General features: G+C 70.2%; 10 protein-coding genes. 6 read left to right on the top strand and 4 right to left on the bottom strand.

Annotated elements, in window-relative coordinates; translation table 11 throughout:
- The first annotated feature begins 65 nt into the window (after positions 1-65).
- The gene (locus F4553_RS07320; protein WP_221469809.1) at positions 66-1,190 is read left to right on the top strand and encodes a glycoside hydrolase family 18 protein; all 1,125 of its coding nucleotides are present in this window, start codon (positions 66-68) and stop codon (positions 1,188-1,190) included.
- 116 nt (positions 1,191-1,306) lie between these two features.
- Positions 1,307-2,263: a zinc metalloprotease gene (locus F4553_RS07315; RefSeq protein ID WP_184833807.1), complete on the top strand. Its 957-nt coding sequence runs from the start codon at positions 1,307-1,309 to the stop codon at positions 2,261-2,263.
- Positions 2,264-2,370: 107 nt separating this feature from the next.
- Here F4553_RS07315 and F4553_RS07310 read toward each other — a convergent pair whose 3' ends face one another.
- From F4553_RS07310 to F4553_RS07300, 3 genes are all read right to left on the bottom strand, one after another.
- On the bottom strand, positions 2,371-3,666 hold the full coding sequence (locus tag F4553_RS07310; RefSeq protein ID WP_184833805.1) for a C39 family peptidase: 1,296 nt from the start codon (positions 3,664-3,666) through the stop codon (positions 2,371-2,373).
- A gap of 116 nt (positions 3,667-3,782) precedes the next feature.
- Complete coding sequence (locus F4553_RS07305; protein ID WP_184833803.1) at positions 3,783-5,444, bottom strand: pectinesterase family protein; 1,662 nt, start codon at positions 5,442-5,444, stop codon at positions 3,783-3,785.
- A 182-nt stretch (positions 5,445-5,626) separates the two neighbouring features.
- Positions 5,627-6,499, bottom strand: coding sequence for a ketopantoate reductase family protein (locus F4553_RS07300; RefSeq protein WP_184833801.1), 873 nt, complete (start codon positions 6,497-6,499; stop codon positions 5,627-5,629).
- A 66-nt stretch (positions 6,500-6,565) separates the two neighbouring features.
- Here F4553_RS07300 and F4553_RS07295 point away from each other — a divergent pair, with 66 nt between their 5' ends.
- The 4 genes from F4553_RS07295 (at position 6,566) to F4553_RS07280 (ending at position 10,162) form a co-directional block, all read left to right on the top strand.
- Positions 6,566-7,204, top strand: coding sequence for a TetR/AcrR family transcriptional regulator (locus F4553_RS07295; RefSeq protein WP_184833799.1), 639 nt, complete (start codon positions 6,566-6,568; stop codon positions 7,202-7,204).
- Positions 7,205-7,290: 86 nt separating this feature from the next.
- Entirely contained in the window at positions 7,291-8,232 is a 942-nt protein-coding gene (locus F4553_RS07290) for a hypothetical protein (protein WP_184833797.1), read from the top strand.
- A 369-nt stretch (positions 8,233-8,601) separates the two neighbouring features.
- Entirely contained in the window at positions 8,602-8,934 is a 333-nt protein-coding gene (locus F4553_RS07285; RefSeq protein ID WP_184833795.1) for a cupin domain-containing protein, read from the top strand.
- A 94-nt stretch (positions 8,935-9,028) separates the two neighbouring features.
- On the top strand, positions 9,029-10,162 hold the full coding sequence (locus F4553_RS07280) for a discoidin domain-containing protein (protein ID WP_184833793.1): 1,134 nt from the start codon (positions 9,029-9,031) through the stop codon (positions 10,160-10,162).
- 160 nt (positions 10,163-10,322) lie between these two features.
- On the opposite strand, the gene F4553_RS07275 is transcribed toward F4553_RS07280, so the two are convergent.
- Entirely contained in the window at positions 10,323-12,743 is a 2,421-nt protein-coding gene (locus F4553_RS07275) for a Xaa-Pro dipeptidyl-peptidase (RefSeq protein ID WP_184833791.1), read from the bottom strand.
- Between the last annotated feature and the right edge of the window lie 5 nt (positions 12,744-12,748).

The raw sequence follows: 12,748 nt of genomic DNA, 5'->3' as shown, positions 1-12,748 counted from the left end.
TGCACCGGCGGCGGTCACCCCAGTCACGCCGCCGGTGCACCGGCCCCTATCGACTGGAGGTCCATATGCGACGGTCACGGACATGGGTGGCGCTCTGCGCCCTCGTGCTCGCACTCATCCCGGCGGGCGCGGTCAGCGCCGCCCCGCCGGCACCGGCCGCACTCGCGGTCACCCCGATCCAGATCTTCGGTGCCTGGCACTGCAGCGACGACGCCTGCCTGTGGGGCGCCGTGCGGACGGTGGCGCAGTTCGACAGCCAGAACCACTGGCTCGTCGACCGCGGCGACGGCCGGCCCTCGGTCAACCTGGTCGTGCTCAGCTTCGTCAACCCGTTGCGGCTGCTCAACCTCACCACCGACGCGGCCACGCTCAACGGTGTGCCGCGGGGGATGACGCAGGAGATCGTCAACTACTTCACCTCGCGCGGCATCCGGGTGATGTTCTCCATCGGCGGCATCACCTACACCGACGACTGGGACTCGGCGCTCGCCGCCAACGGCACGCTGCTGGGCCAGCGGGCGGCCGCGGTCGCGACGCAGTTCGGCGTCGGCATCGAGATCGACTATGAGCAGAACACCAATCCGAACCTGGTGGGCCTGCAGAGCTTCATCTCGGCGTACCGGGCGATTCATCCCTATAACGCCAGCGGCTCGGACCCGACCGCCCGCCTGACCATCGACACGGCCGCGGGGGACCGCTGGCTGATCGACATCAACCGCAAGGCGACCGCGGACTGGCTGCGCACCGACACCCCGGTGCTCGACTTCGCCAATGCGATGGTCTCGGCCCGCCAGCCCTCGGCCTCGACCGCTAGGCCAACTGGCAGGAGCACATCGACGGCAAGTCGCAGTACAACCCGGTGGTGCCACCGCTGGCACCGGCGAAGTTCACCGGCGGCCTCTACATCGCCGAGGGCAGCAAGGTTCGGCCGGAGTGCACCAACTACAACAGCTCCGTCACCAAGGCGACGGCGCCATGGGTGCAGTCGGCCGCGCCGAACGGTGCCGGCACCACGGCCGGGCTGCTCGGGTTCATGTTCTGGGCGGCGGAGAAGCCGTCCACACGCGGCGTCGGCACCGCGCCGCCCAACACCTGCGAGGGCGGTATGGGCGTCGGCGCGACGAGCCTCAACATCCCCATCCCGCTGCCGCCGCTGCGGCAGAGCTGACCTGCTCAGCAGCGGTGAGTGACAAATATCTTCCATGCATCGCCTGATAGGCGACGAGGCTCGGCGACCGATCGGTCACCGAGCCTCACTGCTTCGCCGACACCCGCACCCTGGCTCACCCTCATCTCAAGGAGCACGATGAACCTGAGGCGCACCATCAGAATCGCCGGCCTCTCCGCCTTCGCGGCGGCGGCCGTTCTCACCGTCAACCCGGCCGTCTCGCCGGTCGCGGCGTCCGTCAGCGCGATCTGCGTCGAACCGGCCGCCGCACACACCGACGCGAAGGCGAAGCCGGGCGGCGGAGCCAAGCACGACCCCAACGAGATCACCGCCGCCGAGCTCGCGAGCCGGGAGAAAGACCTCGGCAGCGCCCTGCGCCTGCGCGAGCAGCTCCGGCTGCCGATCGCGGCCGCCGGTGCGACGGTCACCATCCCGGTCGTCGTGCACGTCATCTCCGAGGACGGCACCCGGGCCAACGGCAACATCCCGGACTCGCTGATCAACAGCCAGATCACCGTGCTGAACCAGGCATACGCGGGCTCGACCGGCGGAGCGGCGACGGCGTTCGCGTTCCAGCTCCAGTCGATCAACCGGGTGACGAACCCGGCCTGGTACCCGATCGTCTACGGCTCCAGCGCGGAGAAGCAGATGAAGGCGGCCCTGCGGGTCGGCGGCGCGGGCACGCTCAACATCTACACCGGCCTGCTCAGCGACGATCTGCTGGGCTGGGCGACGTTCCCCAAGTCGAAGCTGAACACCTATGACGGCGTGGTCATCCTCGCCGAGTCGGTGCCGGGCGGCACGGCCTCGCCCTACGCCGAGGGCGACACCGCCACCCACGAGATCGGCCACTGGCTGAACCTCTACCACACCTTCCAGGGCGGCTGTAACGGTGGAGGCGACCAGGTCTCCGACACCCCGGCCGAGGCGTCGGCCGCCTTCGGCTGCCCGGTCAACCGGGACACCTGCGCCAACAAGCCGGGTCTGGACCCGATCCGCAACTTCATGGACTACACCGACGACGCCTGCATGTTCCAGTTCACCGCCGGGCAGGCCACGCGCATGCTCGACGCGTGGAACGCCTACCGCGCCTGACCGGCCGTCCGGCGTCGGCGCGCTGCTGTGACGCCTGATCCGCCGTCGGCGCTGTGGAGAGTGGGACCAGTTGGCTGCGAATCCGGGCTGGTCCCACCTTTAAGCGCTCACCAGTTCGGCTGGGCCGGTGCGGTCGGCAGCGCCGCCGCCGCGGAGTGGATCACATAGGCGAGACCGCCGCTGGAGTCCAGCCAGGCCGTCTCGAACTCGGCGCGGCCGACGGTCTTGCGGACGTCGGCGTCGCTCGCCGCGGCGGCGGGGTCGTTGAGGACCGGTTGGCCGGTGGCGGTGAAACCCACCAGGACCAGCAGGTGTCCGTTGGTGCCGTAGTCCAGTCCGGGAACCTTGCCCTTCTTGAACGAGAGCGAGAAGACCAGCGGAATGCCCGCGGCGATGAAGCGCTCGGCCTCGGTGAGCGAGCGCAGCCGGGTGACGAAGCCGTCAAGGCCGAAGCGGCCCGCGTACGCCGTGTTGAACGGCCAGTTCCCGGTGCCGGCGTAGTTGCTGTCGTAGGTGTGGCGGGCGGCGTGGTCGACCCACGGGTCCGCATAGGACGGATCGACCCAGGCGTAGTCGGCGAAGGTCGGCCCGGTCCCCCAGTAGGCGACGACCATCGACGTCGACGTCGGGCTGCACCACGCCTCGCCGCCGCCGTTCCACTGCGGGTATTCGCCCTCGTGGATGCTCTGCGAGTACTTCGGCACGTCGATCGTGACGCCCTGTGCGAGCTGCGGTGCGCTCGGCGTGACCGAGCCCGGCGCCGGCAGCCTGGAGGCGACCGCGCCGACCGAGCGCACCTGCGGTGTCAGGCCGCCGCCGGCGGGTCGCAGCAGGGTGACGCGCAGCTGCCACCGGACCCAGCCGTGCCCGGCCGCCGCGACGAACGTGTCGATGGAGACGCGCCCGTCGAGGTCGGCTTGCGCGGGTACGGAGGTGCGGGCGATGACGGTGTCGTCGGCTGCCCAGCGGCCGAGGTTGTACCAGGCGGTGGTGTTGCCGAGCTCGGTGATCCCGCGCAGCTCGACCTCGATCCAGGTCCCGCCGGGCGTGACGGCGGTCCAGGACGCGATCGCCTCGGTCGCGGCGAACCCGAGCGCCACCTCCGGCGAGGTCCAGGTGGCGTAGTCGTAGAGCCCGGAGCTGCCGGTGACCGGGTCGGCATGGGAACGCTGCCCGACCGGCGCGGCGATGGTCAGTGCTCCGGCCGAGATCGCGAGGCCCGTCGCGGTGCCGGTGGTGAAGTCGGCGTCGGTGCTCCAGCGGCGGTAGCGGATGTCGCGAGCCGCGACCGGTGGCGGGGTCGGCTTCTTGCCGCCGCCGGCGGACGCGCTGCCCGCCGGCAGCACCCCGGCCGAGGATGCGGAGGCGACGAGTGCGAGGCGGATGGCTTGTCTTCGGTCCATGGATCCCACTCCCTTGAAGGAAAATTCCTCACAGGGTAGATCAATAGGAAGAGATTTCCCATGGTTGTCCGGGGCGCCCTCGTACGGGCGCCCCGGAGGTCTCCGGTGAAGCGTCCTCAGGAGACGGGGTTCCAGCCGTCGCTTCCGGCCAGGAACTTCTGCGCGGTGTAGTTGGGTGCGCTCGCCGCGGCGAGCTGCGGCCGGTCGGCGGTGACGGTCGAGCCCGGTCCCGTGTTGAGGTACTCGGTGAAGCGGGCGTCGCGCCACGAGAATCCGGACATGTCCGCCCACGGGGTGCCCTTGATGTGGGCGCCGAGCGTGGAGTTGCGGTAGAGCACCTGGGCGATCGCGTTGACGTCACCGCTGGGATGCCAGGGCCTGCCGAGGTGGACGCTCTGGGCGGCGGTGCCGGACTGGGCGCTGAGGGTGCACTGGGTGAACAGGTACCCGTACGGATTGGTGTTGGTCGTCGAGGCGGCTGTGATGTAGCCGTTGTTGCTCGACGAGTTGCGGTTCAGCGACCGGATCTCGCACCGGTCGAAGACGGCGGTGCCGCGGCCGAAGATGAAGTCGACGTCGCCCTCGATGTAGCAGTTGCGGTAATAGGCCCGGCTCACCGTCGCGGTGCTGGGGGAGCTGGGCTGCAGGGTGTCCTGGTTGCCGAGGAACCGCACGTTGTCGAAGACCAGCCGGTCACCGCGGGTGGTGACCGCGACCGCCTGCTCGGCGCTGTAGTCGTGGGCGGCCTCGTCGAAGGTGTTGGCGAAGGTGAGGTTCTTGGCGATGAAGTCGTTGGCGTCGATCACGACCGATGAGCTGCCGGTGGTGCCGTAGGTCCCGCTGCCGTCCGGCTTGGGCGTACCGCTGGCGTTGTCGTAGGTGATGACGACGTCCGAAGCGGAACCCGTCGAACCGATGAACGAGATGTAGGGCTTGTTGGACGGGACGGTGACCAGCTCCCGGTACGTGCCCGGCTTGATCGTGATGGTGACGCGGCGGGTGTTGTTCGTCGGCACGGCGTTGACGGCCGCCTGGACGGTGCTGTAATTGCCGCTGCCGTCCTTGGCAACCACGATCGTCGTCCCCGGCGGCGAGCTGGGGGAAGGGCTGGGCGACGGTGGGGCGGAGGCGCTCGCCGACGGGCTGGGAGTGGCGCTGTCGGCGACCGTGACGTCGTCGAAGGAGGCGCTCGCGTAGTAGGTGGCCACGCCGATCCCGCCCGAGGAGAACTGGGAGTCGGTGGCCGACAGCGTGGTCGTGCCGTTGACCGAACCCCTGATCGACGAGCCGGACACGGTCAGCGACACGGTGTACCAGGTCCCCGCGGCGACGCTGACCGACGTGGTGGCCAACGTCGTGGAGGAGCCGCTGACGAGCTTCTTCAGCTCGAAGACGTTCGTGGAGCGCAGCGTCACGTAGTAGTAGCTGGTGTCCGACTGGGCGCGGGCGAGCAGCGCGACGAACCGGTTGGACCCGTTGAACGCGACCGGCTTGACCCGGGCCGTGACCGTGTAGTTGGTCCAGGACGACGAGCCGGCCCGGGCCCGGGTGTCGGAGCTGGTGCCCGACTGGCGCAGGGCGCTGGTGCCGTCGGCGACGACCGACCACGTCCCGGCGGAGGTGGTCCAGCCGGCGGAGTTGCCGTCCTCGAAGTCGTCGGCGAAGAGCGTAGCGGCCGTGGCGCTGGAGGGGCTCAGCGCGGCGACCATGGCCAGAGCGGCCGCAGCCACAGCGACCGGTTGCCAGAGGGCGCGGCGTAAGGAGCGGGGGAGGGTCATGCGGGTGGTCCTTTCCGCGGAGAGTGCCGCTGAGCCGGGGCGTGCGGCCGGCCTTCCCGGATGGAAAGCGCTTTCCGACGGACCGTACGCGTGTCCCGCCGGAGTGTCAATCGACACATTCGTATGTCAGCGGGTCGAGTCGGTCGCGTCCGCACCCCGTGCTCGGCGAATGCCGCAATCGCCTACCGGGCCACCGCATGGGCGCTGAGCTGTTCGGCCAACCGCGCGTACTCGGCTGTCACGGCAGGTGAGTCGCCGGCGAGGCCGCTGTGCGCTGCCGTCGGGCTGCGCAGGAATCGCCGCAATGCGACCGTGAGCAGCCCTTCCGGCAGGGTCTGCAGCATGGCGAACCCGCGAGGGACCGGCGGCGCCGGCAGGGCGGCCAGGTTGTGCCGGATGAGGCGGATCATGGCGCGGACCGCATCCCGATCGTCGGCCAGCGCCGCCGGGCCGCCCGCCGCGCTCACCGCCTGTCCGAGCGGCACCTCGAACGCGGCATGGGTCTTCAGCCAGGCATCCATCCGCGGCTCGGCCTTGGCGTTGATCCCGGCGGTGCGGAAATCCCGCACGATCCGCTCCAGCCGCGGGGAGCTGCGGCCGTCGGGTTCGCCGATCGGCATCGGGACCCGGCGGGTCGTGAAGGTGGGCGCGCGGTAGCGGACCACGTCGCCGTCCATCGTGCCGGCGGCCGTGGGGAAGCCGAGCAGCACCCGCTCGCCGCCGATCACCGCGCCCAGCGGCTCCGGGCCGCCCGCCCAGTTGAGCAGGAACAGCACGTCGCCGTCGCCGCCGGCGAGCGACTCCAGGACCGCGTCCACCTGATGGGTACGCACGAAGACGGCGGTCAGGTCGTACCCGCCGATCGGGTGCTCGACCACCGGGACCGGGACCTGCCGGACGGCCGGGCTGCCCCCCTCGGCGAGCTGCACCCCGTGGCGGCGCAGGGCGGCCAGGCGCTCGCCCCGGGCGATGAGTGACACGTCGTGCCCGGCCTCGTGCAGGCGGACGGCGAACAGGCTGCCGAGGACCCCGGCGCCGTAGACGAGCAGTTTCATGACAACCTCATACGTTCGTTTCATTCATACGTTCGTTTGAATCAGACATATGTATAGTACGCACACATGGCGTCACCCGACACCCGTACGCAGATCCTCGACGCGGCCGAGCGCCTCTTCGCCGAGCACGGCTACCGCGGTACCTCGGTTCGCGCGATCACCGACCTCGCCGGAGCGAACCTGGCCGCCGTCGGCTACCACTTCGGCTCGAAGGCGGAGCTGCTGGCCGCGGTCGTCCGCCGCGTGATCGAGCCCATCACCGCAGCGCAGAGCGCCGGGCTCGACCTGCTGCTCGCCCGGACCCCGGACCCGCTCGTCACCGAACTGGTGGAGGCGTTCGCGGGGCCGCTCTTCGACGAGATGCCGGTCGGCGACGAGGGCGGCGCCCGCACGTCCCGGCTGATCGTGACGATCATCAGCGACCCGGCCGAGGAGGCGCGCAGCTGGACCGGCCCGGCCGAGGACGCCGTCCGCGACCGCTACCTGGCGGCATTCGGGCGCGCACTGCCCGACCTCCCGCCGGAGGAGCTGTGGTTCCGGATGCGGGGGATCCTCGCCGTGACGGCCGTCGACCGCGTCCAGGTCTACCACCAGCGCCCCCCGGCGAGCCTGTCCCCGGTGGCGGGCGACGCGGCGCGGCGCTGGGCGATCTCGTTCCTGGCCGCGGCGATGAGCGCGCCGCCGACCGTCCCGCTGCCGCGTTGACCGCCCTGCGGTCGTCCACATAGCGTGCACTCGATGGCCTCTGGGGCAACGGGCCTGTGGTCGTCGACGAACCTGGGGAGGACGACATGCGAATTGCCACCCGACTGTCGGTTGTGGTCGCAACGGTCCTTGGGTTGCTGGTCCTGTCCGGACCCGCAGCCCATGCCGCCTATTACAATACGTACAGCGACATCGCCAGCACGCCGGATACGAGCTGCTGCACCGGGGCGCAGGGCTTCGCCGCCGGCGCCACCTACCTCTACTCGATCAAGAACCACACCAACTACGACGACGTCTCGGTCATCTACCGCGTCCACAAGACCACCGGTGCACGGGTGCTGATGGCCAACGGGACCAGCGGCGGCTCGTCCAACACCTGGCTCGGGCACGCCAACGACATGACGATCGTCGACATCGACGGACAGCACCACATGTTCGTGGTGACCATGAACGACAGCGGTGCGCAGCTGGTGCGGCTCCGCTACGACGACACCACGTATTACCACGCCGGGTCGTACCAGGTGCGGCTCGCCGGGGCCGTGGCGGCGCCGTCCGGGATCAGCCGGGTCTCGGTCACCAGTACCGCGATCACCTTCATGTTCAAGAGCGGCCGGACCGTCTACAACGGCAGCCTCCCGCTGCGCGCCTCCTCCGGGACCATCAACCTGACGAAGGCGTTCGTGCTGCAGGTCGACGGCGCCCTCGTCAACGGCGCCACGGTGCCTGACCTGGGGACCTTCGCCAACCAGGGGTTCTTCTACGACGCGGCCAAGAAGGTCCTCTACAACCCGCTGACCAAGGACAACCGCAGCATCGTGCTCGTCTACCGGAACGTGTCGCCGACGACGACCGGCACCGCGCCCGCGGCCACCGACCTCTCCTTCCGCATCACGTCCTCGAAGTACTCGACCAAGTTCGAGATCGAGGGCGTCGGCATCAGCGACGGCAAGCTCTATTTCGGCACGAACCGATCGAACCCGGACGGCGCCTTCGACGGGGTCCACGTCTTCGACGGCTACGTCGCGTAGCGCAGGTGGCCGCGGGAGGACTCGCTGTGACTCAACCGAGCAGGGTCACAGCGAGTCCTCCCTTCCGGCCGGCGTCGGGTGGGCCGTCCCCGTCGCCAGGTTGGCGCCTTCGATGTCGACATTGGGCAGCACCCGCTGCAGAAACCTCGGGAGCCACCATGCGCTGCGGCCGAGGAGGTGCAGAACGGCCGGGACGAGGGTCTCGAGTACCCAGGAGTCGATGGATCTGGCGATCCCGTCCGGTGCTGGGGCGGTCGAGGGCCACCCCTACTACCTTCCCCGACAGCTCGGTCCTGGCCCGCATCACCGGCCTCGACATGGTCGTCGTTCGCTGATTGTCCGATGCGGAGCAGCGGTTAGGCTCGGCGCATGCGGATCATCGAGGGTGCCGGGGCGTGGACGCCGCCGGTCGGTGCGGCCAACGACTGGGTCGAGCACCTGCGGGTCGCGGACCTGTCGGTGGGGACATACTGCATTCCGGCCGGCGGGCTCGACGATCAGAGCCCGCACACCGAGGACGAGATCTACGTGGTCACCGCCGGGCGGGCCACGATCGTGACACCGAGCGGCACGGCCGAGGTCGGTCCCGGTGCGGTCGTCTTCGTGCCTGCGGGCGAGGAGCACCGGTTCGTCGAGGTGACCGAGGACCTGGCCCTGCTGGTGGTGTTCGGCCCCGCGTACGGTTCGCGAGCTCCGCGCTAGGTGAATCCCCGGGCCGTTTCCGGCACGGATAGCCATGCTCCGCCGCGATCGGTGTCTGACCGTGTGACCGGAGCGTACCCGATAACATCCAGCGATGAAGATGCGCGCCGTGGCCTTCGTTCTCGTGGCCGGACTCGGGATCGCCTGCGGCACCAGCGACCTCGCCGACGACGCGGAGGTCGTGGTCTCCGGCGTGCTGGCGGCGGCGAACGGCACTCCGGCCTCGGGAGTCGGCGTCGTGCTGGTCCCGCGACCTCATGGGTTGGACGCGCTGGCCGAAGTCGCGGCGTCCGTGACCAGCATCGGCATCGTGTGCCTGACCAAGCAGGTGGCCCTGTGCAAAGGCACGCGCCGCACGACGACTGCCGCCGACGGCACGTATCGGTTCGCGATGAAGGGCAAGGACGCCAAGACGCTCCTCGGCAACCCGGTAGGGGTGGTTCTCACCGCGGCGGCACCCTCGGGCGCGCGGGTCGAGAGCACGTTCGAGCTGTCCGAAGCGGCGGTCTCGCTGCCACGGATCGCCTTCTGGGAGCCCGCCGGGCTTTCCGTGTCGCCGGGGCCGCGATCCATCGCGTACTCATGGCCAGGGTTTGCGAACACACCCAAGCCGCAGGGCTACCGCCTGCTGGTCACCGAATCGGCGCAGACGCTCTGGTCCCAGGACACCGGCGTCTCCGGCAAGCTCGATGCGCGTGTTGTCGCCGATGCTCAGGCCGAGCTCCACGCGGTCGCCGTGACCAGACAGAACGGTTTCACGATCGAGCACCACAGCCCGTCGGTTCCCCTGGCCGGCATGGCGGGAGCTCCCCCCTCCCGCGGCAGCGACTGCTCCGTGGCCGGCCGCGACGGTGCGGCACCGCTGTCGCCGTGCCCGCTGACCGACGGGGCGTACGCCGCCTCCTTCCCCGCCCAGTCCTGCACCCCGCCGTCGCAGTCGCCGGCCGGGACCTCATCGGGATGCCCCGCCAACACGTGGATCACGGTCGACCTCGGCGAACCGAGACCGATCTCAGCGGTCGTGCTCCATGGTCTCGCCATCTCGGCCGACCCTGAGATCCGCACCAGCGACGACGGTGTCCGATGGACGAAGCGTGCTCGGCACGGGAACGCCGAATACGCGCTCCTCATGATCAAGCCACCCGTGACGGCACGGTATGTCCGCCTCCAATCCGCCGACCCCTCGGCCGCCATCTCCTTCCTCGCCGAGCTGTCCATCTGGCCGTAGCGAAAGGCACACGAGCCGGCATGCCGTGACCGCGCCCCTGTCGTGGCGTCGGCCGGGGCGGCTGCGCCGTCATCCGATCAGCCGACCCGGGGCCCCCGCCGACCAGACCCGCGCCGACCGCCGTCGGACGGTCGGCGCGGAGCCGCGGTGGTGTGCTGTGTCACGGGCTGAGTGTCAGCGTCCAGGTGTCGATCCGGCCGACGTCGGCGGACGCGGCATCCTGTACGCGTAGCCGCCACGTGCCGTTGGCGGTCTCGCTGGAGAGGTTCACCGGGTAGGTCTGGTGGATGTCGTCGGCGCTGCCGCCGGAGCGGTTGCTCAGCGAGTAGCTCGTCCCGTCCGGTGCGACGAGGCTGACGACGAGATCGCCTCGGTACGGGTGGATGATGTGCACCTCCGCCGTCGACGACGCCGATGCCGTTCCCGGGCAACCGCTGATGGTGATCGTGCTCTCCACGGCTGCCCCGGCGTCCGGGATCGCCACGTCGGTCGGGTTGGTGGCTGTGCAGCCGCCGGGCCCGTTGACGGTGAGGGAGTAGGCGGCGGTGCGGGTGGCGCTGGTGCCCGTACCGATGATGGTGATCTGGTATGTGCCTGGCGCGACCGACGCGGTGGTGCTCAGGGTCAGCGCGGAGCTGCCGCCCGCCGTCACCGTCGACGGGGTGAACGACGCGGTCACCCCCGACGGCAGCCCGGACGCGGACAGCGCCACGCTCTGCCCGGAACCGCTGGTCACCGCCGTGGCGACCGTCGCGCTCAGCGATCCGCCGGGGTTGGTCGCGCCCGCCGCCGGGGAGACCGAGATCGCGTAGTCGTTGCCGGTCGCGAGGCCGGTCTGCGCGATCGTCAGGGTGCTGGCGACCGGGTTGAGCCGCAGCACCGCCCCGGCCGGTGGGCGCAGTGTGTAGTCGTAGTCGGTGGAGATCACCACGAGGCCGATCCGGTGACCGGCCGCGAAGACGTAGTCCTTGGGCTGCATCGCGAAGGCCAGTGTGTAGTCCGTGCCCGGCACGACCCGCTCGCCGGTGGCGCGGCTGTTGCGGTTCTGCGGGTCGATCCAGCCTCGGGTGACGATCACCGGGGTGGTGCTCGTGCCCGTGCCGCCGTAGTCGACGAGCAGCGCGGTGACGTTGGCGTCGTTGCGGTTGGTGACGGCGAGCCGGAGCGAGACCCGGGGCGAGCCGGTGAGGGTGACCGCGGCGGCGAGATTGCCGGTCCGGTAGACGAGGCGGCTGCCATTGGCGCTGTCCGGGCTCGCGACCAGTGTCGTCGCGGTGCTGGTCCGCCCGTTGTCGGTGAACGACTGGGCCGAGGTGCCGGTCGGCGTGCCGAGGGTCAGCCCGCCGGGCGCGGTCGACGACGTCGCGTCGAGCTTGAACACCGCGTCGGTGGCGCCGGGGTTGGGCCAGTCGGCGTACTGGCGCCAGGTGCCGTCCTTGAACTGCACCTCGGCCTTGGGTTCGGTGAGGATGCCGTTGTTGACGCCTTTGAGGAAATACTCGAACCAGCGCTCGACGGTCGCCTTGTAGTCCGATCGGGAGGTCGTGCCGTGGCCGCCGTTGTGCAGCCAGATCTTGCGTGGGACGTTGTTGGCGCGCAGGGCGTCCCACCACTGGGCGTAGTGCTGGCCCTTGACGTTCCAGTCGGCCTGGCCGTGGATGACGAAGACGCCCGCGGTGACCCGGTTGGCCTTGCCGACATAGTCGCGGTCGGCCCAGAACTGCCGGTAGTCGCCGGTGACCCGGTCCTGGTCGGTCTCGATCTGGTTGATCCTGCTCGTGCAGTCGGTCCGGTCGACGACGGCTCGGGCCAGCACGTCGGCGTCCTCGCCCTGGTATCCGCCCGGGGCGACGACGAGCCCGTTGGCCCGGTAGTAGTCGTACCAGCTGGAGATCGCCGAGATCGGCACGATCGCCTTGAGCCCGGCGACGCCGGTGGCGGCGGCCATGTTCGGCAGCGTGCCGTTGTAGGAGATGCCGATCATCCCGACGTTGCCGGTGCTCCAGGACGCCGTCACCAGGGCACCCGAGGCGTTGAAGCCGCGAGCGCGGCCGTTGAGCCAGTCGACGACCGCCGTCGTCCCCAGCGTCTCCTGCATGTCTCCGCTGGTCGGGCAGCCCTCCGAGTCGCCGGTGCCGAGGCTGTGGCCGAGCACGACCGCGTACCCCTTGGGGACGAAGTAGTCGTCGTACCAGTCGGGCAGGTCCGGGATCGGCTTGGCGACGCTGACGCCCGGCCCGGCCGTCGCAGCGCTTCCCGGACTGATCGGGAACAGGCTCTCCTGCGGCAGGGCGCTGACGTTCACGCCGTGGTTGGCGGCATTGGCGAGGCCGTTGCGGTAAGGGCTCTGCTCGAACACGACCGGAACCGGCCCGCCCGTCGATGGCCGGGCGATGTCGATGGCGATCCGGTCGAGCCGCCCGTCGCCGTTGGAGTCCACACTGGACTCGACGTAGACCCGCTCCTCGATCTGGGCGAGCGGGGCCTGCGGCGGCGTCGCGGCGCTCGCTCCGGTGGTCGAGGCCGAGAGGGCGGTCGCGAGCAGAGCGAGAGCGATGGGTACGCGGTGGGTGAACCGCATGTGGC

This window comes from Allocatelliglobosispora scoriae, assembly GCF_014204945.1.
Classification (GTDB): Bacteria; Actinomycetota; Actinomycetes; order Mycobacteriales; family Micromonosporaceae; genus Allocatelliglobosispora; species Allocatelliglobosispora scoriae.
The sequence above is the reverse complement of the archived record's forward strand: the minus strand, read 5'-3'. Positions and strand labels throughout refer to the sequence as shown.

Bases quoted from the DNA above. Each gene is read 5' to 3' on its own strand.
- F4553_RS07280 (WP_184833793.1), top strand. From the start codon at position 9,029: ATGAAGATGCGCGCCGTGGCCTTCGTTCTCGTGGCCGGACTCGGGATC.
- F4553_RS07285 (WP_184833795.1), top strand. From the start codon at position 8,602: ATGCGGATCATCGAGGGTGCCGGGGCGTGGACGCCGCCGGTCGGTGCG.
- F4553_RS07295 (WP_184833799.1), top strand. From the start codon at position 6,566: ATGGCGTCACCCGACACCCGTACGCAGATCCTCGACGCGGCCGAGCGC.
- F4553_RS07275 (WP_184833791.1), bottom strand. From the start codon at position 12,743: ATGCGGTTCACCCACCGCGTACCCATCGCTCTCGCTCTGCTCGCGACC.
- F4553_RS07300 (WP_184833801.1), bottom strand. From the start codon at position 6,499: ATGAAACTGCTCGTCTACGGCGCCGGGGTCCTCGGCAGCCTGTTCGCC.
- F4553_RS07305 (WP_184833803.1), bottom strand. From the start codon at position 5,444: ATGACCCTCCCCCGCTCCTTACGCCGCGCCCTCTGGCAACCGGTCGCT.
- F4553_RS07320 (WP_221469809.1), top strand. From the start codon at position 66: ATGCGACGGTCACGGACATGGGTGGCGCTCTGCGCCCTCGTGCTCGCA.
- F4553_RS07315 (WP_184833807.1), top strand. From the start codon at position 1,307: ATGAACCTGAGGCGCACCATCAGAATCGCCGGCCTCTCCGCCTTCGCG.
- F4553_RS07310 (WP_184833805.1), bottom strand. From the start codon at position 3,666: ATGGACCGAAGACAAGCCATCCGCCTCGCACTCGTCGCCTCCGCATCC.
- F4553_RS07290 (WP_184833797.1), top strand. From the start codon at position 7,291: ATGCGAATTGCCACCCGACTGTCGGTTGTGGTCGCAACGGTCCTTGGG.